We start from the raw sequence: 22,744 nt of genomic DNA, 5'->3' as shown, positions 1-22,744 counted from the left end.
CGGGGGTCGACTCTCCGACCGCGACCGGGCATGACTACTCATCGCGGTCCGTGGATGGGACGGCCTTGGTCGATAGGGCTGCTCCGAGTTGTGTCAGGGCGGCCGCCTTCTCGGTCAGGTTGCCGTGAGCGTAGACCGTCATCGTGACCTTGATGTCGCTGTGTCCCGCGATCTCCCGGACGACGTGCGGGGGCACGCCGAGCGCGAGCAGCAGCGAGACGGCGGTGTGTCTGAGGTCGTGGAAGCGCAGCGTCCCCAGGCCCGCGGCGTCCCGGAGATCCCGCCAGTTCTTCCCGAGAGTGTAGGGCGACATGGCGGCGCCACGACGGGTGGTGAAGACAGAGCCGGTCTCCTCCCACGTCTCCCCAGCCGCGAGCTTCTCGTCCTCCTGCTTCTTCGCGTGATCGCGTAGCGCGGTTACGACCACCTCGGGCAGCGGGATAACCCGGCGCGAGGCGCGGGTCTTCGGCGGCAGCAGAACCGCACGACCCTGGACCCAGCTGAGCGACTGCCGAACCACGAGCCGGTGGCCATCGAGGTCGACCGCGTCCCAGGTCAACCCAAGCAGCTCGCCCCGCCGCATCCCGAGCACGATCGCGCAGAGGTAGAGCGCGAACAGGCGGTCGTCGGCGATGTGCTTGAGCAGCGCACGGGCGGCGATCGGATCGAGCCCGGCGCCGACGTCGTACTCGGGGTTCGACATCTTGACCAGCTTCGCGGCGTTGCGGCTGACCAGCTCCTCGCGGACGGCGTTGGAGAGCGCGTTGCGCAGAACCGCGTGGGCGAACTGGACCATGCGGTGGGAGAGCTTCCGGGGGCCGCCGCCCCGCCCGGTGGTCTCCTTGTCGCGCAGCACGGCCAGCAGCTTCCGGACCTCCGCCGGCCCCACCTCGTCGAGCTTCTTCTTGCCGAGCACGGGCTTGATGTGGACGCGGACCATAGTCTCGTAGCCCGCGTAGGTGGTGGGCCGTCGCTCGGGCTTCACGACCTCTTCGAGCCAGTAGTCGAGGTACTCGCCGAGCGTCTGCCGCTTGAGCGGACGTCGGACGCCTGCCTTCGCGTCGCGGAGCAGGTCGTCGAGCGCTTCTCGGGCGTCAGCGCGGGTATCGCGGTAGACGTAGCGGCGGCGCCGACCACCACCCGCGACCGGCACGACCGCCGACCCGACGAAGCGACCGTCAGCGCGCTTGTAGATCGAGCCTTCGCCATTCGCGCGCTTCTTCCCGGCGGGCATCAGCTCGCCTCTCGTTCGAGCTGGACGAGGCGCATGGCGTACTCGTGCACGGCGTCGACTGGGATGCGGCGTAGGTTGCCGATCTTCACGGAGGTGATCTCCCGTGCCGCGAGCAGCGTGAACACGCGGGTCCGGCCGATCTGCAGGGCCTCGGCGACCTCCTCGGCGGTGAGAAAGACGCGCGCGATGGCCGGGCCGCTTTGCTGACTCATGACGTCCCCCTCGTGGTCCTGCGCTGCTCTCGGATGCGTTCGGCGTGCGCGATGGCGAGTTCGCGGTCGGCTTCGTCGCGGTGGCCGATGCCGACGAGGTGCCAGTCGTTGACGACGATCACCGGCTCGTCGGCGGGGTGGCCGAGTTGGTCGAGTTGCTCGGCGAGGCGCCAAGCGCGACGGTCACCGCGGATGACCCGGAACGTCGTCGAGTAGGCGCGGCTCTTGGTGAGGAAGTGCCCGCGGAACCCGAGCATGTGCGCCCACTTGCGCAGGTTTAGCTCCGCGTACTGGGACAGGCCGCCGAGGTGCCAGGCGGTCTCGATCAGCCGTCGGTGGTGGTCCGCCAGGGCCATGTGCTCGAGGTGGGCGAGCGAGCGGATCGGACGGTCGGGATGACCGTCGCTCTTGCCCGTGCCCTTCGTGGCGTACTTGGCGATGTAGCCGGCCAACCGAGTGTCGGTGATCTCGCCAGTTTCGTCGGTGACGGCGTTGTGGGCGGTGGGGGTGATCTCGCGGAGGTCGAGCTGCGCACCCCAGCGCAGGTTCAGCGTCGTGCCGTCGGGCCGCTCGACGTTGAGGGCGGTCGCGGTGGCGGCTTCGTGGATGGCGTCGCGCAGACCCTCGGCAGTGATCCCGGCTGGTGGTGGGTCGGCGGGTCCCTCGGGTCCGTCGAGGCGGATGGCGGCGTGGAAGTGCACGAGGCCGCGGCGTTGGTACTCGGCGACCTTGGCGTAGGACAGCCGGGCGACGGTGCCGAAGCGGCGACCGGAGACGCCGAGGCGGGCAGCCAGGGCGCGCCGGAGCGCGATGGCGAAGCGGTGCCAGAGCTTCCCGGCGTGGGCCTGCCAGAGCACGGCGGCTTGGTAGTCGTAGGTGTCGTGGTCGATCGCGCCGCCGATGTTCGGGTCGTTCGCTTGGTGGTGGTCTCCGCACCGGCACGGGATGACGCGGCCGCGAGCGGTGAGCCGTCGTGTGTGGACGTGCCCGAACGAGGGCGCAGTCAGGGTGAGGAACAGCCGGGGTCGATCGGTGACGGTGGCCGGGACGTGGTGTTCGTTGCCAGCGAGTCCGGCGCGGATGAGGTGGAAGGCGTCGGCGGCGTAGCGGTCTGAGCAGGCGGGGCAGACGGTGTCGCGGCGGTTCCCGCATGGCGCCCAGACCTCCCCGGTGCGCTGCGCGAGGACGGTCCCGTCGGGAGTGGCGATGGTGGACGAACCGCGCAGCCGGACCGGGTGCGCGCAGCCACCGGTGGCCTCGACCCGAGCGCGCCAGGTGGAGTAGTCGAAGGAGCGGAGTCGCTGACTGACGGTGGCGTTCACTTGGCCCACCACCAGCTCGCGCGGGCTTCGTAAGCCCATTCACCGCTCAGGCCCCGCACGATCCAGACCTCGGCGAGGACGGCGGCTGCGCAGGCGGTCCAGAACCAGCCGGAGCCGGTGCCGTAGACGAGCCAGACGACGCCGACGGCGATGGCGAGGAGCGCGGTGAGCTTGAGCCAGGTAGCGACTGCCCACCCTGTGACGGCCCACATCACGCCGCCCCGTTCTCGGGCAGGGCGCGGACGGGCGGGTGGATGGCGCAGCGCTCGACGAGCTCGTCGATCTCGTGGTCGTCGACGTACGCGGCGCGGAAGCGGACGGGCAGTCGCGAGCCGGTGTCGATGACGAACCCGATTCCCGCGTGCGCGGGGTCGCCGGGGATCTGGTCGGCGAGTGCTCCTCGTTCGCGGGCTCCGTCGCCGAGGACCATGTCGACGTGGGCGGCGGAGGTGACGCCGAGGCAGATGCGGGTGGTGAACAGCTCGCGGACGTCGACGACGTCCTTGGTGGGTTCCTGGACGTAGCCCATGACGGTGGTCAGGGTGGCCCGTGCCTGGGTGAGGATCTCGGCGAGCAGGCGCAGGGCCTCGCGGACGTCACCGCGTTCGCCGTGGGCGGTGAGCATCGCCATCTCGTCGATCATGATCACGTTCAGCGGCGTCTCCTGGCTGACCGTGAGGGCCCGATCGCCGTCCATGGCGGCCTGGCGAGCCTTCATCTCGTCGCGAGCGTCGGTGAGGAGGTCGATGGCCTCGCGGGCTGTGGTGGCGTAGCGGTGGAACAGCCGCGCCCCCCGCCGGGTCTCGACGCCGCCCTTGAGGTCGATCATGTGGACGCGCACGAGGCCGTCGCGGATGGCGGGCCCGAGCGCACACAGCGGGCTCCAGATCAGCGAGCCCTTGCCTGAGCCGGACGCGCCCGCGGTCAGGAAGTGCTTGCCTGGCAGCCTGATCGTGAATGGGTCGCCGTACTCATTCTCCCCGACATCGAGGGCGTCGAGGTCGACGTCGGCCGTCTCGGCGGGGATCTCCGGGGCCGGGATGACGCGGTCGAACGGCATGACCCGCTCGACGACTACCGCGAGAACGGCGGGCCTGATCCGCGTGATGGCGACCCGATGCGCGAGCAGCGCGTCGGCAAGGGCCTCGGCGCGTTCGGTCCAGGTGCGCAGGTCCTGTCCGCGGGCCATGCGGACGTACACCGTGTCGATCGAGGGCGTGGACGAGCGGACCCGCAGCACGCGGGGGACGGTGACCTGTCCGGTGCGGCGGTTCTCTCGGACGAGGTCGCACTCGGCGAGCACGCCTGCCCAGCGCCCACCGGCGTAGGCGGTCCAGCGGCGCCGGGTCGAGCGCAGCCGTGGGGCGAGGAACCGGTCGAACGAGGGCGGGTGACCACGCCGCCAGCTCACGACGGCGAGGACCAGGCCGCCGACGATCGAGCCGGTGACGATCGGCCCGAGCAGGACCAGGCCCGTGACGATCGTGGCGGGGACGAGCAGGAACCGGGGGTGGCGGCACAGCCACGCCAGCACGCGCCATTCGCGGCCGGTGGAGCGGTGCGAGCCGCGGCCGGGACGGGCGCCGACAGGGTGCACGGGGGTCAGGTTGTGAAAGGTGACGGAGCGCATGGGATGGGGCCTCACGGTGTGGGGGATGGGTGCCCCGCAGGCCGGGTCGCGCGGATCGGACTGTCGGCCTGCGGGGCGTGACGGGACGGTGCGTCTACTCGCGGAACGTGGCGCGGGAGGCGTCGAGGAGGACGACGAGATGGGCCACGGCGCGGGTGAGCTTGTCGTGGGTGTTCTTGAACCCACCTGCTCGGAAGGGGATGCCGCGCAGGGCGCTGCGCAGTTCCCGCATGGACTGGTCGAGGTCTTCGATGGTGCGGTCGACGTTGAGGCTCAACGGGTTCTCCTTGTCAGCGTCTCCATTCGCGGGAGATCAGTTCGGCCTCCCACTTCTTGGCTCCGGAGGCCATGACCTGCATCGACTGGCCGGCCTTCTTGGCAGCGGCCCGCAGCTCCTCCGGAGTCGGGGTGGACCAGTGGGCGACGGCGCCCTGACCGGCCTTGGCGGGTGTGGCGTCGGCGGCCTTCGCGGCGAGGCGTTCGGCCTCGATGAGGGCGTTGCCGACCATCTGCAGGGCCCGCCAGAACTCGCCGTATCGACGCAGCGCGCGGCGGTTGACCGGTTTGAGCGTGGCGGCCACGTCAGACGCCCTTGCGGATCGCGGCCTGTGCGAGACGGAGGCCCTCGGCGACCCCGGCCCGCCACGCCTGCTCGGTGGGGATCTCGACGGCCTCGACCCGGGTCCACTTCCGACGCTCGCGATCGAGGCGCCGGACCAGCCGACCCACGCCGGAGGTCTGGCGGACCCGACCGTTGACGACTCGGCTCATCACGCACCCACCTGCACCCGGGCATCGCGGCAGGCGACGCAGATCCCGTCGCCGGAGCAGACGACGCATTCCGGGGCCTCGGTGGCGGTGCAGTGGTTGACGGCCTCGGTTCCGTATCCGTCGCAGGCGTCGCAAGCGCCTGATCCGGAGCATTCCGTGCAGCTCATGGGGGTGCCTTCCTGCCCGGTTTCGGGCACAGGGGTAGCCAGGCCGGAATTCCCGGCGATTCTGGAAAGGGGATGGATCAGGCCGCGGATTCGGCGGCGGTGCCCTGCTGAGCGATGTTCTGGCGGGCGGCGGCCAGTTCGGCGACGACGTCGACGATCGCATCCCGCAGGCGGGTCAGGTCGGCGAGGTGTCCGTAGACGGTGATCTCGCCACCGTCGCCGTCGATGCGGACCGTGGCGCGGTCGTCGGCGGGGTAGAGGCGGTGGCTGTAGCGGGTGGTCTCGTAGACGTGGGCGTGGGTCTCGACGCGGGTCGAGGGCAGGTAGTCGGGACGGCTCACTTGTCGCCACCGCCGCCGCGCTGGACCGGTCCGCCGACCGGCTTGAGACCCATCGCCTTGAACGCGATCCCGGAGCTGACCCTGCCCTGGCCGTTGTCGATCTGGTACGGGTTCAGCTTGGCGTCGAGCAGCTCGACGCGGACGTCCTCTCCGAACCCGTCGCCGGGGTCGGTCGCGAGGGTCACCTTGATCTCCTCGCCCTTCGGGGCCCGCTCGCCGGGTCCGACGCGCAGTTTCGCGAACAGCGCCACCACGAACTGTGTGACGCCCTGCTGGTCGGTGACCGGCATGAGGCCGCCCTTGCCGTCGTCGCGCATCTTCGGGGCCGGGGGCTCCACGATGACGAGCTTGTAGCCGTTGAGATTGACGGGGATGTCTCGCACTGGTGCTCCTTGGTAGTTGGCTCCCGGCTTCTTTCGGGGTGCTTCGACCGTAGCATGTGCCGCCTGTGCCACTTAGTCATGTTGGACAGGTATCGACATAGTCCACCCAGGTGGCCTAGCCAGCCTATTGGGGAGCACGTAGGGTGAACGGCATGCAGGACTTGGACCCCGATGACCCGCGCCCGCCGTATCGGCAGGTGGCGAGCGCTCTGCGTGCAGCGATCCTGACGCGTTCGCTCAAGCCGGGGGAGAAGCTTCCGTCCGGCCCCGAGCTGGCCAAGCGCTACGGCGTGGCCCGCATGACCGCTCAGCAAGCTATCCGCGTGTTGCGCGAGGAGGGTCTGGTCGTCTCCCGGCAGGGGAGTGGCGTGTTCGTGCGTGAGCGCACCGAGCGTCCCGTCGGGCTCCGACCGCACATCGAGCGGGCGTTCGAGGCCGAGAAGGTCACGGTCGACTTCGCCGGGTTCTCCGGCGAGACCCTGCACGGTGCGATGTCCGAGCCACTCGACAAGATCCGCGCCGGGCAGGTGCGCCCCGAGTCGATCCGGGTCCGGATCCTCGTCCCGGACCCGGCGCAGCCGTGGACCCTGCCGGCGACGGTCGACGGGCTCGCGGACAGCCCGGCGTTCCGGGCGCGGGCGACCGGGATCATGCGGCGCCACACCGAGGCCGTCGTCGAGGCGGTCAACGAGCTCGGCGAACTCGGGCTCGTGGCCGACGCCGCCGCGGAGGTGCGTGTCGCGCCCGCGGTACCGCTGTTCAAGCTCTACGTGATCAACGATGCCGAGGTGTTCTTCGGCTACTACCCGGTCCAGGAACACACGGTGAAGCTCGACGGCGACCAGGTTCCGATGTGGGACCTCATGGGCAAGGACGCCACGCTGTTCCACCACAGCGCCGACAGCGACCCCGACACCCTCGCCTCCCAGTACGTGGCCCAGTCCAAGATGTGGTTCGACAGCGTGTGGGGCAGCGTCGCACGCCCCTTCTCCCGATGACCCTCGCCCAGCTCCTCGAGGAGCGGAGGCACATCTTGCTCGACTTCGACGGTCCCGTCTGCGCGGTGTTCCCCGGCAACAGGGGACGGGAGTCCGGCGACGCGATGCGTCGACTGTTGGGCAAGCGCTGGGCTCAGCTCCCGCAAGAGGTCCACGACGCCGACGACGCCTTCGTCGTCCTGCGCCACTTCGACCGCCACGAGCGCGAGCTGGCCGAGAAGGCCGAGCAGGCCTTCGCCGCCGAGGAGCGCAAGACGGTCCTGAGGGCCGCCCCGACTTCTGGCGCGCTGGACGCGATCAAGGCGCTGCGGGGGAGCGGTCACACGATCACCATCGTCAGCAACAACTCTGAGTCGGCGATCCGGGGTTTCGTCGAGTTGCACGGGCTCGACGGCGAGATCGACGGAGTCGTCGGCCGGACCCGGCCGCGGACGGAGGACCTCAAGCCGGAGCCCTACCTGCTCCGTCGAGCGCTCGACGAACGCGACGCCGCGCCTACCGAAGCGGTCCTGATCGGCGACTCCGTGACCGACATCCAGGCTGCCCGAGCCGCCGGAACCGCCGCCATTGCCTACGCCAACAAGCCCGGCAAGGACCGCGCCCTACGCTCCTTCGAGCCCGACGCCCTGATCAAGTCCATGGACGAGATCGTCCACGCTGAGTAACCACGAGAAGCAAGATCAACGCACTCACACCTATGCATCGTGATCCACAGGGACGCGCACGGTGCTCGGACCCAGGACCTACCGTGAGCGCGCAAGATGGCGTGACCTCGAGCCGCTTCCTCGGGCCGCTGTCGGGCCGCGTGGGTTCAGAGTTTCTCTACCTGTTCAAGGGGCGCCTCCGGCGCCGGGCGGCCGGGGCATGCGGCCTCCGGCCGGTCCCCGTCCGCCCGCGCCCGTCGCTGTGCAAGCCGAAGCTGAAGGACACTTTCGGAAACAGTACCTTTGACGTACGCGCGAGCATTGGTGTTGAGGTCAACAAGTGACCGCCTAACCTCAAATGGCTTGATCTCAACGACTTCCCAGCCTCGGGCCATCAGCTCGTCAGCGCATATGTCGGCAAGGCGAACATGCACGTCCTTGTAGTACGAATCCTGAACTACGAGCGTTAGATCAGCCGATTCGCGAGATACCCGCGTGATTTCGTCTAGTCCAAGACTGAGATCACTGAGATACTGCTGCGCTTGATTGCTGTAGTAGTTGCTAGAGGCTTTGCTTTCGTGCTCCGAGATGCTGGTGACCAACAGCTTGGCTAAGGTGCCAAGCTTACGGGCGCTACCTCTTCCCGCGCGGGTAAGCGTCGTCCCCATAAGGTCTTTTCGGATACTGTCAGCCCAGATATCAATTCCAAGGGCGGCAAGCTCGCGCGAGTAAGCTACACCGTAATCAATGCGGGTTAGATAAGGCGGAGATGTCAAGGTGGCGCCAACGACAGAATCTGGCAGGGGGAGATTCGCGGATGACGCAGTCGCCAAGGCTGCATGGTGTCTATGCTCGAGACTGTTTTCCGTTAAGCGCTTGCGGAGAACGTCGTACTCGGAACGGATGAGTCCGCCTACTCGATCGCGGATATCAAGTCTATCCAAGTCGCTCTTCGCGCGTCGAATCCACGTCGGATTAGATCCTTGGAAAGACTTTGTCAACTTACGTACAGCGCGAAAAATGGCAACCATGGCTATCTGGTAACCATTTTCTGTCTGTGCGCCCAGGTCCCGGGCGGCTTGAATCCAGCGTTGAACTTCGAGCACAGATTCGTCGTCTAGCCAGTGGCTGAGGGGATGGCACTGGCCGATCTCGACAGCTGTAGATGCGCGAGTGAATTTATCGACGAGATCACGGGAAGATGCGCGAGCGCGGACTGCTGCCACGATGTTGGCAACGGGGTTCAGGTCTATGCCCACCGAACGAAGATTTAGATCGCGGGCAGCCTGCGTTGTAGTGCCACTACCGTTCCAAGGGTCCAAGACGAGAGTTGACGGATCGGTGGCGACGGATCGTCGTAATTCTGCGATAGCAAACCTGTACGAGAAACCCGCATAGTATGGAAAGACATCGGCGAGTCCGTCGCGTTCGACCGAAGGTCGCTTGGGCGAGATTCGAACCTTGTTGTCTGGCCCAGCTTCCAGATGTGAGTCACCGATCAGCGATAGCTGCTCAACATCGTTCGCGCTCATTGTTGCTGCCCGCGGCTCACCGAGGCGACGGGCGTCGACCCATTCATTTGCTCAAACCAGTACACTATGTGTAGATTTAAATGATCGAGCAGCGCGACAAGTCGATCGACCATGGCGATGAGATCTGACGGCTTCTTCTTTCGACCAATCTCGACGGGATCTTCCTGCCAGTGCGCCACGTCGTTGCGCTTCTCCTTTATCTCGCGAAGGAGCAAGCGGTCATTCGGATGGTTCATCCAATCGCCATCGAGGCCCAACAAGAGCCAGAGCGCTACGAAGTTCTTCTCGCCGATGGTGGAGCCGTCGGCCAAGTTGAGAAGCTCGCCAAAATCTGGAACAGGGCGCGGGTCGTTAGAATGAGTAAGAACGACACGAACCAAATCGGCGCGGGCAACGAGCGAGTTTATTGTGTCCGTCCCACACTTGCGAAATGTCCCGGCTTCGGTGGCGACTAGGAACGAGATCGGCAAGTGTCGACGCTCGAGACGCAGCGACGCAATATCGGCGGTCAGTGCAGCGGGCAGCTCCCGCATCAAGTCCTCTAGGACTCCACCCATAACAACATAAGATAAAGCTCTTCCGATAGCCTCAAATCCATCGTGATCGAATACCGCTGGCCCTTCGGAAGCGATCTGCGCAAGATTCTCAAGTCTGCGTCCTTCTCGTTCGAGCGCGCTCCTGGCTTTCTCGAAGAGATCGGAGACAGACCTGCTCATTCGCCTGAGAAGAGGTCGCGGGCGCGTCCCACGCGCTTGGTCAGCATGGACCGGCTGTTCGTCCCCTTGGTGGATGCATCGACAAGAACTTTGTCATTCTCCCAGCCACTAGCCGGGCGGACAGGTGTTGCTCCCGATGAATAGACCTTGGCTATTCCGATCAGCACTGCCTCGAGTTGGTTCAACGGAGTTGTGGATACACGCTCACGCTTGAACGGCCCGGTGCCGACCACCTCGCGGAGGAAGCGCACTGACCGAAGGAAAAGCTCTCGCTCTGCGGTCAGATCCGTGTGGTTCGCGCGAGTCTTCATGTAGGAGTTCAGGAACTTTGTAACCTTGCCGTCGAACTCTTCCATTCGATCAAAATACGCAAAAAACTTCAAGACGAGTTCGGCAGATGTGGCGTCGTGCTGGTTCTGTGGCTTGAGTTTTAGCAGAGACTGGAACTCATCCTGCTCTGCTAAGTCTTCGAGCATCAAATTGAACGGTCCATTGAAGACGCATGCGCGAATTTCCTGAGCAGTGAGGGCCACAGCCCCGGCGTTCAGGCGCCTAAAGAGCTCAAACCGAACATCAGCGTCTGACTTGTCGCTGAGGACTTGGACTCGAATGTAGCGCTTGCCAAACATTAGGCGAATGGGCATAGGCAGATCTTCGAGGGTCAGATCGTTGAAGCCCGTCAATTGGCCAAGCTCGCTCAGTCTCAGAATGTCGTTCGAGAATTGAAGCTGAGGCGAGCTAGGGACATCGATACCGTGGAAGCGCATGATAGTTGCGATACGCTGAAGTCCATCCACCACGTCCCATGTGCCATCGCGATTGGTGGCCACAAAGATGGCTGGAACTGGAAGACCGAGGAGAAGTGATTCGATCAAGGCGCTCTGAACGTTTGGCTTCCATTGAAACTGTCGCTGATAGGCAGGCGCAACGATGATTTCGTTCGACTCAACCATGCGCACAATCTCGCGAATCGACAGATCGAAGTATTCGGTGTCTACCGCACGCCTGTGCTTGTCCAGCTCATCTTGGAGGTCAAGAACAGCTTCGGTCACTCGAGTGAGCCTCCTATACCACAGACGATCTCGCAGTGACAGCATGTCATACCCTGCATGGAGCGTGTGAAAGCGCAGGCCCAGGCTGCGAGTGGGGTCAGCAGAGGTCGCAGCAGGGAAGCCCTCGCCGGGCGGGCAGATCAACAGGATGGCGGCCCGCGCCGTCCCGACGACCTCCCCGAGGGCTACCACCCGTCCACTCGTGGGCGGAGCGTCGGTAGATCGGCCGGCGGTGGGGTCGAGGGCCGCCCACGAGCGGACGGGCGGTCGGGCTGCGCCAGGTCGACGGGACGGCGCTCGGAGGGCACTGTGAGGGCGTGGCAGGGCCACGCCGGGAACAGCAACCTGACAGCAACCCGTGCCGCAACCCGGCCCGCTCAGCCCGTCCAAGCCTGTACCCCGATGAACGGCTGAGCTGCCAGAACGCCGCCTGACCAGGGTGCCAGCACACCTTGAAAGCGAGAGACCCGCAAGGGTCCGGGGGTTCGAATCCCTCCGCTTCCGCCAGGTCAGGCGCATGATCGTCGTCCCTCCCGTATCGGAGCGTTGACGGCGACCGGTGACAGCAACGTCCCCGGGCTGGGTCAGAAGACGGCGATCAAGGCCGCTCCGGTGAGAGCGATGACAAGGCCGAGCACCTGCCGTCGTGAGAGACGCTCGCCCAGGAACGCGAGACCGACCAGCGCGGGTACGAGCGGGTAGAGCGACGACAGCACCACCGCGACCGTGACGAACTCGGACTGAGCCGCTGACGCGTACGCAGCCAGTGCCACCGCCGCCAGGATCCCGGACCCGGCAGCCGCAAGCACGTATCGCGTCCTCCCGTGCTCGTCGGGGTCGGCTGACGTTCGCCGCATCATCGTGGCTGCGAGCACACCGACGATCAGGACTGCGGCGAGTCTGCCGGCGAGAACAGGCCAGAGACCGGCATCGGGACCGCCTCTGGCGAGTGCGAGGTACTGGAGCGCGATTCCTGCGCCGGAGACGAGTCCATCACCGACTGATCCGCGTGTCGGATCGGTCGGGGCGACTGATGCGTCCCGAGACACGAGCCATAGGCCGGGTAGGGCGAGCCCCACGCCGAGCCAGGTCAACCACGCCGGTCGATCGCCGAGCAGCGTGACTCCGACGAGGACGGGCAGTGCGATCCCGCCGACAGCGCTGATCGGGACGACGACCGACATCGCGCCACGGCTCATGCCGCGGAAGAGGAAGGCCATGGCCAGTCCGGTTCCGAGCCCGGAGAGTCCGCCCCAGGCGAGGTCCGGTAGGTCTGGTCGGGTGGGGGTGAGGAGCGGTGCCGCGATTGCGACCGCGGCGAGTCCGCCGAGCTGACCCAGTAGGGCCACAAGCACCGCGCGCATCCGGCGGGCGACGAGACCACCGATCACGTCCGACAGCCCGTAGCTCAGTGCCGAGGCGAGAGCGAGCAGCGCTCCCACGGCCTGTCACCGCCTCTGATCGCGTTCGGCCTGACCGACGGGACAGGCCGCGCCGTCCGTGCAGCAGGATCGGTCGCAGAGCCGACACAACAGATCTGAGTTGCCGACGTCGTCGTAGAGCCGGACCAGCAGCACCTCGAGGAGACGTTCGAGCGTGGCTCGGTCGTCGGAGTCGAAATCGGTCAGGAGTGAGCTCATCTGCGTTTCGCGAGTGGCGCGAACCTCCCGAACCGTGCTTCGGCCAGCCGTTGTCAACTCGACCGAGACCGTGCGCCCCTCCTTCTGGCCCCGCTGGACCAGGCCGGATGTCTCCAGCGAGTCCACCATTCGAGCAGTCGCCGGTTGGGACAGGCCGATCCTCCGCCCGAGTTCGGTGACGCTGAGACCAGGCGTGTAGGCGAGGACAGCCAGTGCGGCGGCTCCGCTCGCGCTCACCCGTCCCGCTTCCCGGACCTGGGTCAGCATCAGGTCGGAGAGTGCCAACGATGCCGCTCCCAGGAGGTTGGCGAGACGCTTCTCATGCATGAGTCATGCATAGCTGAGTGGTGGGAGACCGACAAGCCGACCCAGCTGCCAGGATGGCGTCGGCGCCTTGGCTCAGCCCTCGGCCGGAGGTGGCGCGGGAGCATCTGTGGGGACTGCGAACACGCCGCCGAGCCGCGACAGGGCGACGGCCTTCTCGCCGGGGTAGGCATGGGCGTACACGGCCGTGGTGGCCTCGATGTCCCGATACGGGTGGCGACGGCCGCCCTGTCGACCTCGGTCTTCTGTCATGCTGTCCGTCCGCCGAAGGGGAGCATCGTGCCGACCTGCTCCCCGGCTGCGGAGAGACCCGTCCGCATCGCCCCTCGTGCGGAGTGGGGCTCCCGAGGGTGCTGACGCCCGGGCCCCGCGTGGCACCCTCCGTAGGGCTGCGCGGACGAGCGCACCGGAACGTCGGGACGGACCGACGGACTCCGGCGCTCCGCGGGTCGGGAGGTCGCTCACCGGGCGAGCATCTCCGCCAGTGCGGCCCGTGCCGTGATCGGCGCGCGGCCGAGCACCTTCTCGAGCAGGGGGTCGGTGACCGCGAACTCGCCCGCCCGCGCGGCCCGGAAGATGCCGAGCGTGAACTCGGCGGCGCCTTCGGGCATCCCGCGTGAGACCGCCGCGGCCTTCCAGTCGGCGTCGGAGACGACGACCCGCGAGACGCGGCGGCCGGTGAGGTCGGTCAGGGTGGCGGCGACATCGTCGAAGGTGAGCATCCGGCCCGCGGTCAGGGGGGCGGTGATGCCGTCCAGCACGCCGTCCTCGGTCAGTGCCGCGACGGCGGCCGCGGCCAGGTCCGCGTGGGCGGTCCAGGAGACCGGGCCGTCCTCGGGGAGGGCGAGGGTGCCGGTCTCCAGCGCGGCGGCGGTGTAGTGGCCCAGCGTGCTCGCGTAGAACCCGTTGCGCAGGGCCGGTGAACGGCACGCCGACGCCTGCGAGGTGTCGTTCGGTGGCGGCGTGCGTCGGCTGGGCGGCGAACAGCGAGGTCGGTGAGGCGGCCTGGTGGCTGGTGTAGAGCACGCGGCGGGCCCCGGCGGCCACGGCGGCGTCGATCGCGGCGGTGTTCGCCGCCACCGCCACCGGGCCGGCGATCGAGGCCGACACGACGAGGACCTGCTCGGCTCCGTCGAACGCGTGCGCGAGCGAGGCCGGGTCGGTGAAGTCCGCGGTGTGCACGCGGACGCCGCGGCCTGCGAGCGCGGCGGCCTTGGCCGCGTCTCGGACGCTGACCCCCACCGACTCGGCCGGGACCCGCTGCAGGAGTCCCTCGACGATGCGTGAGCCGAGCTGCCCGGTGGCGCCGGTGACGACGATCACGATCCGCTCCTGGTGTTTCCGTTGGTATCGACAAGACGCTACCACTGATATTTCCGGCGGAATCAGAACTTTGTTACCGTCGGTCCATGGAGCGAGCGACCATCGTCGACGCGGCGGCCCGGCTGCTGCGGGAGCACGGTGTGCGGGCGGTGACCACCCGGGCCGTCGCGGAGGCCGCAGGAGTGCAGCCGCCGACGCTCTACCGCCTGTTCGGGGACAAGGACGGCCTGCTCGACGCCGTCGCCGAGCACGTGATGGCGACCTACGTCGCGACCAAGGCGGCAACCGCGGAGCAGGCCGAGGACCCGGTCGCGGACCTGCGGGAGGGCTGGCGGGCCCACATCCGGTTCGGACTCGCGAACCCCGACCTCGTCGCGTTGCTGAGCACCCGCCGCACGGCCGCCACCGAGGCGGGGATCGCGGTGCTGCGGGCCCGGGTGCGCAGGCTCGCCGAGGCCGGGATGCTGCAAGTCGACGAGCGTCGCGCCCTGGAGATGATCCACGCGGCGGGGACCGGGACCGTGCTGGCGCTGCTCGGCGCGGCCGAACCCGATCTCACCTTGGCGGACGCGATGTTCGACGCCGTCGCCGCCCGGATCCTGACCACCGCCCCGGCGGCGGAGGACCGCGGCCCGGCCGCCCTCGCCGTCACGTTCCTGACGGTCCTGCCCGACCTGCCCACCCTCACCGACGCCGAGCGCACGCTGATGGCGGAGTGGCTCACCCGGTCGCTGACGGCTGGGTGACCGGGTCCGGTACCCAGCGCAGGACGTCTCCGGGTTGGCAGTCCAGGACCCGGCAGACGGCGTCGAGAGTGGAGAAGCGGACGGCCTTGGCGCGTCCGTTCTTGAGCACTGCCACGTTCGCGGGGCTGATCCCGACGGCCTCGGCGAACTCCGCGACGGACATCCGCCGTTGCGCGAGCAGCACGTCGATGTCCACCACGATCGCCATCAGACCACCTGCTCGAGCTCGAGCCGCAGGCCCGTCGCGGTGCGCAGCAGGCCCAGCATCACGGTCATGAGGAGCGCGAAGGCCACGCCCATCAACCCGATGCCGCCGCCGATCAGGACCATGCCCGGGGCGTCGTCCAGCTCGCCGACGAGCGCGGCCATCCCGCCGACGAGGAGTGCGGCGAGCAGACCCGCGCCCGAGATCACCCACACCCAGCGGTCGGCGGACTCGTCGAAGATCGCCTCGCGCTCGACCCGGGCCAGCAGTACCCAGACTGCGACCAGCCCCAGCTCCACGCAGGCCACGGCGAGCACCGGGACCACCATGAACACGAGGTCCCAGGTGTCGAGCGGGCGGGTCAGCTGGGTCAGTGGCACCACCACGAGCAGGACCTGTGCGGTCAGGGCCGCCAGGGCGAGGAGGACGAGCACCGCACGCAACGCTCGGATGACGAGTCGGTTCATGGATCGACTATCGATGGATATCTATCGAAAATCAAGAGGTCTCGGCCAAAAGTAACGGCCGCACACCGATCCGGTGTACGGCCGTCCTGACAGGCTGCGTCAGTTGCGACGGGCTCCGTCGAGCTCGGCGAGGTAGCCCTGGACCGTGCTGCCTGCCCCGGCGGACACCGAGCTGCCGAGGACCTTCTCCGCGATCTGGGTGGACAGCGCGCCGACGTCCCCGCGCAGGCTGGTCTCCGCGGACGCCCGCTGCGCGGCGATCTCGGCCTCCGCGCGGGCGCGGATCTCGGCGGCCTCGGTCTCGGCCTCGGCGCGCAGGGCGGCGCGGATCTCGGCGCCCTCGGCACGCGCGGCGTCCCGGATCGCGCCGGCCTCGGCGCGGGCCTCGGCGAGCTGCGACTCGTACTGCTCGGTGAGGCGCGCGGCCTCGGCCTGCGCCTCCTCGGCGCGGGCGAGCCCGCCGTCGATCTTGTCCGCGCGCTCGGCGTAGATCTGCTCGAACTTGGGCAGCACGACGCGGGACAGCAGGAAGAAGACCGCGCCGAAGCAGACGACGCCGACGATGACCTCGGTGACGTTGGCGCCCAGCGGCGGCGCGAACCCGCTCAGGACGAACAGCACCAGGTACACGACCAGTGCTGTCGCCACGACCCCCGCGATGATCGCGGCGCCCTTGGCGTTCTTGCCACCCGAACCGTGCTCGGCCATCGAACCTCCCTCTTCGGACATGAATCTAGGTGGTCGGCGCCGCGCGGCGCCACCCGCCCCTGCACGATGGCCGGGTGCTGATCGACCGCGCGGGCCGCCGCTATCCCCTCGACGAGCTGCGCTGGTGCGGCGAGGACGGGTCTCCGGTGATCGTCGAGCCGGGTCCGGGGATCACGCGGGACCGGATCGACCCGGCCGTCCGTTCGGTGTGGCGCTACGCCGCGGCGCTGCCGCTCAGCGTGCCCCCCGTCTCCCTCGGCGAGGGCTGCACACCCCTGTTGAGCAGGGAGTTCGAGGGGATGGAGGTGGGGGTCAAGCCGGAGTGGCACAACCCCACCGGCAGCTTCAAGGACCGCGGCACCACGGTGATGGTCTCCGTACTGCGCGCGCTGGGCGTCCGCGCGCTGCTCGAGGACTCCAGCGGCAACGGCGGCTCGTCGGTGGCCGCCTACGCCGCAGCGGCGGACATCACGGCGACGATCCTCGCGCCCGCATCGACCTCGCCCGCGAAGATCCAGCAGAGCCGGGCGCACGGGGCGTCGGTCGAGCTGGTGCCCGGCACCCGTCAGGACACCGCGGACGAGGCCGTCCGCCGGGCGGCGGGGACCACCTACGCCAGCCACAACTGGCAGCCCTTCTTCCTGCAGGGCACCAAGCTGATCGCCTACGAGATCTGGGAGGACCTGGGCTTCGCCGCGCCGGACGCCGTCCTGCTGCCGTGCGGGGCGGGCAGCCTGGTCCTGGGCTGCCGGACGGGGTTCGACGAGCTGGTCGCGGCGGGCGAGATCCCCCGCGCCCCGCGGCTGCTGGTCGCCCAGCCCGAACACTGCGCGCCGCTGGTCCGGGCCTTCCACGGCGAGCCGGAGCGGCCGCCGCGCCCCACGATCGCGGAGGGCACGGCCATCGCCCGCCCCGTCCGCACGCCCGAGGTCCTCGCGGCGGTCCGGGCCACCGGCGGGGACATGGTCGCGGTGCCGGAGGCGGAGATCGGACCGGCCACCCTGGAGCTGGCCCGGACGGGCCTCTACGCCGAGCCCACCAGCGCACAGGTGCTGCCCGCCCTCCGGGCGTTCCGGCGCACGGGTGCGCTGGATCCCGGCGAGCGCGTGGTCACCGTGCTGACCGGCTCGGCGCTCAAGGCGGCCGACGCCGTGGCCGGACTGGTGGGGCTCAGCTGATGGTGCAGGCCGTCCCGTAGGCGCAGACCTCGGTCCACGTGTCGCCCATCTCCGTGGTATCGAATCGCATGGCGACGATCGCGTTCGCCCCGTGTGCCTGCGCCGCGGTGACCAGCCGGTCGATCGCCTCCTGCCGGGAGGACTCGAGGTTCTTCGTCATGCCCTTGAGCTCGCCCCCGGCCAGCGACTTGAACGCCGCACCGATCTGGGAGCCGACGTTGCGCGAGCGCACGGTCAGCCCGAACACCTCACCGTGGACGTGGGTGATCTCGCGCCCGGGGACGTCGTTCATCGTGGTGATCAACACGGCATCAGTCATCCATACTGCGTACGCAGTTCTCCCACCTGGTGCAAGCTCCAATCGGGGTTCATGCTGGTCATCGAGCCGGAGGAGAGGGAGTCACGTGACCAGCACCGCCGTGGAGATGTCGTTCGCCGAGCAGACGGACATCCGAGCGGCCGCCGTGCGGGCCCGCCGGATGTACCCGGGTGAGATCGGCGAGCTCGTCTACCGCGAGCTGCTGGCCTACGCCGACTTCGGCCACCGCTTCGCCCGGGACGCCCTGATCCCGGACCTCGCGGCCCGGATCCTCACCGAGGCCAGGAGCCCTCGCGTCAGGGGGAGCTGACGCGTGCCCTCGCCCCCCGGCGCCCTACTCGGGCGCCGGGGGACGAATTCCGTCCACGATCCTCTGTACGCGCCGGGCCCGGGTGGCCTCGGCCTTGGCGCTCTCGACGCTCCGGACGTGCTCCTTGCGCGCGCTGAAGGCCAGCTCGTCGAACCGCTCCCGCAGACCCGCCTCCGCGAGGGCGGCGGCGAGGTCCGCGGGCACCTCCACGGTCCGCGGCGCGGCGTCGAGCGCGATGTCCACCTCGACCTCGTCCCCCGCCGCCACCCCCGCCGCCGTGCGATGCTCCGCGGCGAGCGGGACCAGGTGCCGCCCGCCCATCACGGCCAGGGTGGTGCGGTAGACGTACGCGCCGAGCGTGATCGAGACGGGGGCGCGCTTCCCCGCGCCGAGCGCGTCCACGACCTCGGCGGGCACCTCCAGCCCGGTGGCGGTCCTGCCTGCCTGCTCGACGGTCGTCCGGAACCTCATCCGCCGAGTATGGCGGGCCGGACCTCCCCGACGCGCGTGGCCTGCTCGAATCCGTGCGCGGCCTGGAGCAGGGCGAGCTCGCCGCGGTGCGCGCCCACGAGCTGCAGGCCGACCGGCAGCCCGTCCGGCGTGAACCCGGCGGGCACCGACAGCGCCGGGTGTCCGAACGCGGAGATCAGGTACGCCGAGCGCATCCAGTCGATGTACGACCCCTGCGCGACGCCGGCGATCTCGGTCGGGTACTCCATCTCGACCGGGAACGGGGGGACCTGGGAGACCGGCAGCGCCAGCAGGTCCCAGGACTCGAAGAAGAGGCGCATCCGCTGGTAGAGGGCCGAGTGCAGGATCTCGGCGCGGGCCACGTCGGCGCCGGAGAGCCTGCGTCCCTCCTCGATGTTGCCGACGAGCGTGGCCTTCATCCGGTCCCGGTGCCTGCTCGCCAGGGTGCCCAGCGACATCGCGAAGTGCCACGCGCGCAGGGTGCGGAAGACCTCGTCCGCCCCGCGCAGGTCCGGGTCGGCGCGCTCCACCGTGGCGCCGAGCTGCTCGAACACCCGCACCTGCCGCTCCAGGACGGCGGTGACGGCCGCGTCGACCGGGATGGATCCGCCCAGGTCCGGGGACCAGGCGACCCGGAGCCCGCGCAGGTCCCGGTCCAGCGGCACGTCGAACACGGAACCCGGGACGTCGATCGCGATCGGGCTGCGGGTGTCCGGCCCGGCCATCACGGACAGCAGCAGCGCCACGTCGGACACGGTGCGGGCCATGGGGCCGCGGACGTTCATCGTGGAGTAGGCGGCCTCGTCCGGCCAGGTCGGGACGCGCCCCGGCGCGGGACGCAGGCCCACGACGTTGCAGAACGACGCCGGGTTGCGCAGCGAGCCGCCCATGTCGCTGCCGTCCGCGAGCGGGTGCATGCCGGTGGCCAGGGCGGCCGCCGCCCCGCCGGAGCTGCCGCCCGCGCTGCGGCCCGTCGCGTAGGGGTTGCGGGTGGGACCGAAGAGCGGGTTGAAGGTGTGCGAGCCCGCGCCGAACTCGGGCACGTTCGTCTTGCCCAGCGTGATCGCGCCCGCGCGCTTGAGCCGCTCGATGACCAGCTCGTCCGACCTCGGGACGTTGTCGGCGTGGATGGGCGAGCCCATCGTGGTGCGGATGCCCGCGGTCTGGTGGGTGTCCTTGTGCGCCATGGGGACCCCGTGCAGCGGCGGGAGATCCTCACCGGCGGCGAACCGGGCGTCCGCCGCCGCGGCCTCGGCCCGCGCGCGTTCCACCGTCAGCGTGACGACGGCGTTGACCGTCGGGTTGCACGCCTCGATCCGGGCGAGGTGGGCCTCGGTCAGCTCGCGGGCGGAGATCTCGCCCGCGCGCAGGGCGGCCGCCATCTCCCGGGCGGTCGCGAAGCAGACATCCTGCACGGAGCGACCGTAACCCCGGCTCAGCCGTGCGCGACGGCCGCCTCCACGGACTTCTCCGTGGTCCGCGCCGCTCGCGGCATGAGCACCAACGCGATCATGGAGATCACGCAGCAGACGACGATGTAGAGGGCGATGCCGCTGCTGGTGCCGGTGTCCCGCAGGATCCATGCGGCGATCAGTGGCGCGGGCCCGCCCGCGATCACCGACGCCAGCTGGTAACCCAGACCGGCGCCGCTGTAGCGGATGTTCGTCCCGAAGCTCTCCGCGATGAGGGCGGCCTGCGGCCCGTACTGCATGTCGTGGAAGACCAGCGAGACGACGATCGCGAGCAGCACCAGCCCCGCGACGCGGGTGTCGAGCAGCCCGAAGTAGGGGAACGCGAAGAGCCCGGTGCACACGATCCCGATGCCGTACATGAGCCTGCGGCCGATCCGGTCCGAGAGCCAGCCGAAGAACGGGACGCTGACCAGGCCGATCGCGGCGGCGATGAGCGTGTCGGTGAGCAGGCCGGAGCGTTCCAGCTGCAGCTGCTGGGTGCCGTAGGTCAGCACGAACGTGATGAACAGGTAGAAGGGCGCCTGCTCGGAGAGCCGCACGAACGCCGACGCCAGGATCTCGCGCCACTGGGTGCGGATCGCCTCGACCAGCGGCATCCGCGAGACGGTCTTCTTCTCCTTGACCGCGGCGAACTCCGGGCTCTCCAGCACCTTCAGCCGCACGAAGAGCCCCACGCCGACGAGCAGGATGCTGACCAGGAACGGCACCCGCCAGCCCCAGGTCAGGAACGCGTCGCCGGTGGTCGAGGACAGGAGCTGGACGAGCGCGGTGGAGAGGAGCAGGCCCAGTGGCACGCCCAGCTGCGGCCAGCTGGCCATGAACCCGCGTCGAGACGTCGTCCCCCACTCCATGGCGAGCAGCACCGACCCGCCCCACTCGCCGCCGACGGCGATGCCCTGCACGATCCGCAGGAGCGTGAGCAGCAGGGGGGCCGCGATCCCGATGGCGGCGTAGCTCGGCAGGGCGCCGATCAGGGCGGTGCCGATCCCCATCAGCAGCAACGTGACGATCAGCGTGGACTTGCGGCCGATCCGGTCGCCCCAGTGGCCGAAGATCGCCGCGCCGATCGGCCGGGCGGCGAACCCGCCGAACTGCGTCCCGAAGGCCAGCAGGACGCCGACGTAGGGGTCCTCGCCGGGGAAGAACAGCTTCGGGAACACGAGCGCGGCGGCCGTGCCGTAGAGGAAGAAGTCGTACCACTCGATGGTGGTGCCCACTGTGGACGCGAGGACCGCCCGGCGGCGCTGGGAGCGCACGAGCGCATCGTTGCTGCTCATGCGTCGACGGTCACCCGATGGGGTGGTCCGTGCAAACGCTGGCGCCCGTTATGCCGGGTCCGCCAGGAATGCGCCCGCCGCCGCGGCGAGATGGGCCGGGTCGTCGACGCCGCAGAGCTCGCGGGCCGAGTGCATGGACAGCACCGGGATCCCGACGTCCACCGTGCGGATGCCGAGCCGGGTCGCCATGAGCGGGCCCACCGTCGTTCCGCAGGGGACGGTGTTCTTCCCGACGAACACCTGGGTGGGCACGCCCGCCCGCCTGCAGGCACGGTGCCAGGCGGCCGCGCCGGGGGCGTCGGTGGCGTAGCGCTGGTTGGCGTTGACCTTCAGCGTGGGACCTTCGTTGGGGACGCTGCGGTGGTCCGGGTCGTGGCGCTCGAGGTAGTTGGGGTGCGCCGCGTGCGTGACGTCGACCGACAGCGCGCGCGACGCCGCGAAGATCCGGTCGCGGCGGTCGAACCCGCCCGCGAGGTGGGTCAGCAGGGTCTCCAGCAGCGGGCCCGCGGCGCCGGTGGCGCTGCCGCTGCCGATCTCCTCGTGGTCGAACCCGACGAACACGGTGGTGGTGTCGCCGGCGCTCGCGGCGATGAGCGCGTCGAGACCGGCGTGGACGGAGGCGAGGTTGTCCAGCCGGGGGCAGGCGAGCAGCTCCCGGTCGCGGCCCAGCCGCGCCGGCGGGGTGAGGTCGTGGACGACGAGGTCGTGGGCGACCACGTCCCTGGCGGAGACCCCGGTCTCGGCCGCCAGGAACTCGACCAGATCGCCCTCGCGGGCCTGGCCGAGGCCCCAGATCGGCAGGACGTGGCGTTGGGCGTCCAGCTCGAGGCCCTGGTTGACCTGGCGGTCCAGGTGGATCGCGAGCTGGGGGACGCGCAGCAGCGGGCGATCGACGGTGACCGGGACGACGGTGCCGTCGAGGAGCGCGAGCCGGCCCGCGAGGCCGAGGTCGCGGTCCAGCCAGGAGTTCCACAGCGCGCCGCCGTAGATCTCGACGCCGACCTGCCGCCAGCCGGCGGCGCCGGTGTCCGGGCGGGGCTTGACCTTGAGCGTGGGGGAGTCGGTGTGCGCGGCGAAGATCCGCAGCGGGCTCGGCTCGCCGTGCTGTCGCCAGGCGAGGAGCGTGCCGTCGCGGACGAGGTAGCGGCCGCCCGGGGTCGGGTCGAACTCCGCGGTCTCGACCTGCTCGGTGAACCCGGCCGCGGTCAACCGGCGGACGCCCTCCGCGACCGCGTGGTACGGGGTCGGCGAGGCGGACACGAAAGCGGCGAGGTCGAGCGCACGGTCGGTCACCCCCGCATC

Annotated in this window: 30 protein-coding genes and 1 pseudogene; 5 read left to right on the top strand and 26 right to left on the bottom strand. The window is 69.3% G+C overall.

The genetic code is table 11. From position 1 onward, the window contains the following. Nucleotides 1-34: 34 nt before the first annotated feature. The 10 genes from ABD993_RS11350 to ABD993_RS11305 all read right to left on the bottom strand — a co-directional run bounded on the left by ABD993_RS11350 (nucleotide 35) and on the right by ABD993_RS11305 (nucleotide 6,060). A complete protein-coding gene (locus ABD993_RS11350; protein WP_345415679.1) occupies nucleotides 35-1,234 on the bottom strand; it encodes a tyrosine-type recombinase/integrase in 1,200 nt (399 codons plus the stop codon). Next, on the bottom strand, nucleotides 1,234-1,446 hold the full coding sequence (locus ABD993_RS11345; RefSeq protein ID WP_345415676.1) for an excisionase family DNA-binding protein: 213 nt from the start codon (nucleotides 1,444-1,446) through the stop codon (nucleotides 1,234-1,236). The genes ABD993_RS11350 and ABD993_RS11345 overlap by 1 nt, the downstream gene beginning before the upstream one ends. Continuing rightward, on the bottom strand, nucleotides 1,443-2,807 hold the full coding sequence (locus ABD993_RS11340; RefSeq protein WP_425568951.1) for a replication initiator: 1,365 nt from the start codon (nucleotides 2,805-2,807) through the stop codon (nucleotides 1,443-1,445). Before ABD993_RS11340 ends, ABD993_RS11345 begins: the two co-directional genes overlap by 4 nt. After that, nucleotides 2,765-2,980: a hypothetical protein gene (locus ABD993_RS11335; RefSeq protein ID WP_345415671.1), complete on the bottom strand. Its 216-nt coding sequence runs from the start codon at nucleotides 2,978-2,980 to the stop codon at nucleotides 2,765-2,767. Before ABD993_RS11335 ends, ABD993_RS11340 begins: the two co-directional genes overlap by 43 nt. Continuing rightward, nucleotides 2,980-4,398, bottom strand: a complete 1,419-nt coding sequence (locus ABD993_RS11330; RefSeq protein WP_345415668.1) for an FtsK/SpoIIIE domain-containing protein — start codon at nucleotides 4,396-4,398, stop codon at nucleotides 2,980-2,982. The genes ABD993_RS11335 and ABD993_RS11330 overlap by 1 nt, the downstream gene beginning before the upstream one ends. Before the next feature lie 94 nt (nucleotides 4,399-4,492). Beyond that, nucleotides 4,493-4,675, bottom strand: a complete 183-nt coding sequence (locus ABD993_RS11325) for a hypothetical protein (protein ID WP_181778887.1) — start codon at nucleotides 4,673-4,675, stop codon at nucleotides 4,493-4,495. A 13-nt stretch (nucleotides 4,676-4,688) separates the two neighbouring features. Next, the gene (locus tag ABD993_RS11320; RefSeq protein WP_345415662.1) at nucleotides 4,689-4,979 is read right to left on the bottom strand and encodes a hypothetical protein; all 291 of its coding nucleotides are present in this window, start codon (nucleotides 4,977-4,979) and stop codon (nucleotides 4,689-4,691) included. 1 nt (nucleotide 4,980) lies between these two features. Then, nucleotides 4,981-5,169, bottom strand: a complete 189-nt coding sequence (locus tag ABD993_RS11315; RefSeq protein ID WP_345415659.1) for a hypothetical protein — start codon at nucleotides 5,167-5,169, stop codon at nucleotides 4,981-4,983. A 244-nt stretch (nucleotides 5,170-5,413) separates the two neighbouring features. Continuing rightward, nucleotides 5,414-5,677 (bottom strand): hypothetical protein, encoded by a 264-nt coding sequence (locus tag ABD993_RS11310; protein WP_345415656.1) that lies wholly within the window; start codon nucleotides 5,675-5,677, stop codon nucleotides 5,414-5,416. Beyond that, a complete protein-coding gene (locus ABD993_RS11305) occupies nucleotides 5,674-6,060 on the bottom strand; it encodes a hypothetical protein (protein WP_345415653.1) in 387 nt (128 codons plus the stop codon). The genes ABD993_RS11310 and ABD993_RS11305 overlap by 4 nt, the downstream gene beginning before the upstream one ends. A 152-nt stretch (nucleotides 6,061-6,212) precedes the next feature. Between ABD993_RS11305 and ABD993_RS11300 the strand changes: the two genes are divergently transcribed. Next, nucleotides 6,213-7,058 (top strand): GntR family transcriptional regulator, encoded by an 846-nt coding sequence (locus tag ABD993_RS11300; protein ID WP_345415650.1) that lies wholly within the window; start codon nucleotides 6,213-6,215, stop codon nucleotides 7,056-7,058. Continuing rightward, entirely contained in the window at nucleotides 7,055-7,723 is a 669-nt protein-coding gene (locus ABD993_RS11295) for an HAD family hydrolase (protein ID WP_345415647.1), read from the top strand. Before ABD993_RS11300 ends, ABD993_RS11295 begins: the two co-directional genes overlap by 4 nt. A gap of 146 nt (nucleotides 7,724-7,869) precedes the next feature. On the opposite strand, the gene ABD993_RS11290 is transcribed toward ABD993_RS11295, so the two are convergent. The 8 genes and pseudogenes from ABD993_RS11290 to ABD993_RS11255 all read right to left on the bottom strand — a co-directional run. Next, nucleotides 7,870-9,234, bottom strand: a complete 1,365-nt coding sequence (locus tag ABD993_RS11290; protein ID WP_345415644.1) for a DNA methyltransferase — start codon at nucleotides 9,232-9,234, stop codon at nucleotides 7,870-7,872. Next, nucleotides 9,231-9,950 (bottom strand): hypothetical protein, encoded by a 720-nt coding sequence (locus ABD993_RS11285; protein WP_345415642.1) that lies wholly within the window; start codon nucleotides 9,948-9,950, stop codon nucleotides 9,231-9,233. Before ABD993_RS11285 ends, ABD993_RS11290 begins: the two co-directional genes overlap by 4 nt. Then, nucleotides 9,947-11,002, bottom strand: coding sequence for a GmrSD restriction endonuclease domain-containing protein (locus ABD993_RS11280; RefSeq protein ID WP_345415639.1), 1,056 nt, complete (start codon nucleotides 11,000-11,002; stop codon nucleotides 9,947-9,949). Before ABD993_RS11280 ends, ABD993_RS11285 begins: the two co-directional genes overlap by 4 nt. Nucleotides 11,003-11,586: 584 nt before the next feature. Further along, a complete protein-coding gene (locus tag ABD993_RS11275) occupies nucleotides 11,587-12,444 on the bottom strand; it encodes an EamA family transporter (RefSeq protein ID WP_345415636.1) in 858 nt (285 codons plus the stop codon). A 6-nt stretch (nucleotides 12,445-12,450) separates the two neighbouring features. Then, nucleotides 12,451-12,969, bottom strand: coding sequence for a MarR family winged helix-turn-helix transcriptional regulator (locus ABD993_RS11270; protein ID WP_345415633.1), 519 nt, complete (start codon nucleotides 12,967-12,969; stop codon nucleotides 12,451-12,453). Between the two features lie 72 nt (nucleotides 12,970-13,041). Next, on the bottom strand, nucleotides 13,042-13,218 hold the full coding sequence (locus tag ABD993_RS11265) for a hypothetical protein (RefSeq protein ID WP_345416142.1): 177 nt from the start codon (nucleotides 13,216-13,218) through the stop codon (nucleotides 13,042-13,044). Between the two features lie 209 nt (nucleotides 13,219-13,427). Next, entirely contained in the window at nucleotides 13,428-13,727 is a 300-nt protein-coding gene (locus ABD993_RS11260) for a Rossmann-fold NAD(P)-binding domain-containing protein (RefSeq protein WP_345416139.1), read from the bottom strand. Between the two features lie 295 nt (nucleotides 13,728-14,022). Next, nucleotides 14,023-14,289 (bottom strand): annotated as a pseudogene (locus ABD993_RS11255) (NAD(P)H-binding protein); the annotation flags it as partial. Nucleotides 14,290-14,375: 86 nt separating this feature from the next. Between ABD993_RS11255 and ABD993_RS11250 the strand changes: the two are divergent. Then, nucleotides 14,376-15,035 carry a TetR/AcrR family transcriptional regulator gene (locus tag ABD993_RS11250; protein WP_345415631.1) on the top strand — a complete coding sequence of 220 codons (660 nt, stop codon included), beginning with the start codon at nucleotides 14,376-14,378 and terminating at the stop codon, nucleotides 15,033-15,035. Here ABD993_RS11250 and ABD993_RS11245 read toward each other — a convergent pair. From ABD993_RS11245 to ABD993_RS11235, 3 genes are all read right to left on the bottom strand, one after another. After that, nucleotides 15,010-15,243, bottom strand: coding sequence for a helix-turn-helix domain-containing protein (locus ABD993_RS11245; protein ID WP_345415628.1), 234 nt, complete (start codon nucleotides 15,241-15,243; stop codon nucleotides 15,010-15,012). The genes ABD993_RS11250 and ABD993_RS11245 overlap by 26 nt on opposite strands. Next, nucleotides 15,243-15,707, bottom strand: a complete 465-nt coding sequence (locus tag ABD993_RS11240) for a DUF2975 domain-containing protein (protein WP_345415625.1) — start codon at nucleotides 15,705-15,707, stop codon at nucleotides 15,243-15,245. The genes ABD993_RS11245 and ABD993_RS11240 overlap by 1 nt, the downstream gene beginning before the upstream one ends. Nucleotides 15,708-15,806: 99 nt before the next feature. Further along, the gene (locus ABD993_RS11235) at nucleotides 15,807-16,415 is read right to left on the bottom strand and encodes a F0F1 ATP synthase subunit B (protein WP_345415622.1); all 609 of its coding nucleotides are present in this window, start codon (nucleotides 16,413-16,415) and stop codon (nucleotides 15,807-15,809) included. A 74-nt stretch (nucleotides 16,416-16,489) separates the two neighbouring features. On the opposite strand from ABD993_RS11235, the gene ABD993_RS11230 reads away from it, so the two are divergent. After that, on the top strand, nucleotides 16,490-17,593 hold the full coding sequence (locus tag ABD993_RS11230) for a threonine synthase (RefSeq protein WP_345415619.1): 1,104 nt from the start codon (nucleotides 16,490-16,492) through the stop codon (nucleotides 17,591-17,593). On the opposite strand, the gene ABD993_RS11225 is transcribed toward ABD993_RS11230, so the two are convergent. Beyond that, nucleotides 17,586-17,912 (bottom strand): YbjQ family protein, encoded by a 327-nt coding sequence (locus ABD993_RS11225; RefSeq protein ID WP_345415616.1) that lies wholly within the window; start codon nucleotides 17,910-17,912, stop codon nucleotides 17,586-17,588. The genes ABD993_RS11230 and ABD993_RS11225 overlap by 8 nt on opposite strands. An 85-nt stretch (nucleotides 17,913-17,997) precedes the next feature. Here ABD993_RS11225 and ABD993_RS11220 point away from each other — a divergent pair, with 85 nt between their 5' ends. Continuing rightward, nucleotides 17,998-18,222 (top strand): hypothetical protein, encoded by a 225-nt coding sequence (locus ABD993_RS11220; protein WP_345415614.1) that lies wholly within the window; start codon nucleotides 17,998-18,000, stop codon nucleotides 18,220-18,222. Between the two features lie 24 nt (nucleotides 18,223-18,246). On the opposite strand, the gene ABD993_RS11215 is transcribed toward ABD993_RS11220, so the two are convergent. The 4 genes from ABD993_RS11215 to ABD993_RS11200 are packed head-to-tail and all read right to left on the bottom strand — an operon-like array spanning nucleotide 18,247 to nucleotide 22,735. Next, entirely contained in the window at nucleotides 18,247-18,693 is a 447-nt protein-coding gene (locus ABD993_RS11215; protein ID WP_345415611.1) for a YdeI/OmpD-associated family protein, read from the bottom strand. Next, nucleotides 18,690-20,108: an amidase gene (locus ABD993_RS11210; protein ID WP_345415609.1), complete on the bottom strand. Its 1,419-nt coding sequence runs from the start codon at nucleotides 20,106-20,108 to the stop codon at nucleotides 18,690-18,692. The genes ABD993_RS11215 and ABD993_RS11210 overlap by 4 nt, the downstream gene beginning before the upstream one ends. Before the next feature lie 20 nt (nucleotides 20,109-20,128). Then, nucleotides 20,129-21,442, bottom strand: a complete 1,314-nt coding sequence (locus ABD993_RS11205) for an MFS transporter (protein WP_345415606.1) — start codon at nucleotides 21,440-21,442, stop codon at nucleotides 20,129-20,131. 48 nt (nucleotides 21,443-21,490) lie between these two features. After that, on the bottom strand, nucleotides 21,491-22,735 hold the full coding sequence (locus ABD993_RS11200; protein WP_345415603.1) for a M18 family aminopeptidase: 1,245 nt from the start codon (nucleotides 22,733-22,735) through the stop codon (nucleotides 21,491-21,493). Nucleotides 22,736-22,744 lie beyond the last annotated feature (9 nt).

Origin of the sequence: Pseudonocardia xishanensis, assembly GCF_039541715.1 — a bacterium.
Classification (GTDB): domain Bacteria; phylum Actinomycetota; class Actinomycetes; order Mycobacteriales; family Pseudonocardiaceae; genus Pseudonocardia; species Pseudonocardia xishanensis.
The sequence above is the reverse complement of the archived record's forward strand: the minus strand, read 5'-3'. Positions and strand labels throughout refer to the sequence as shown.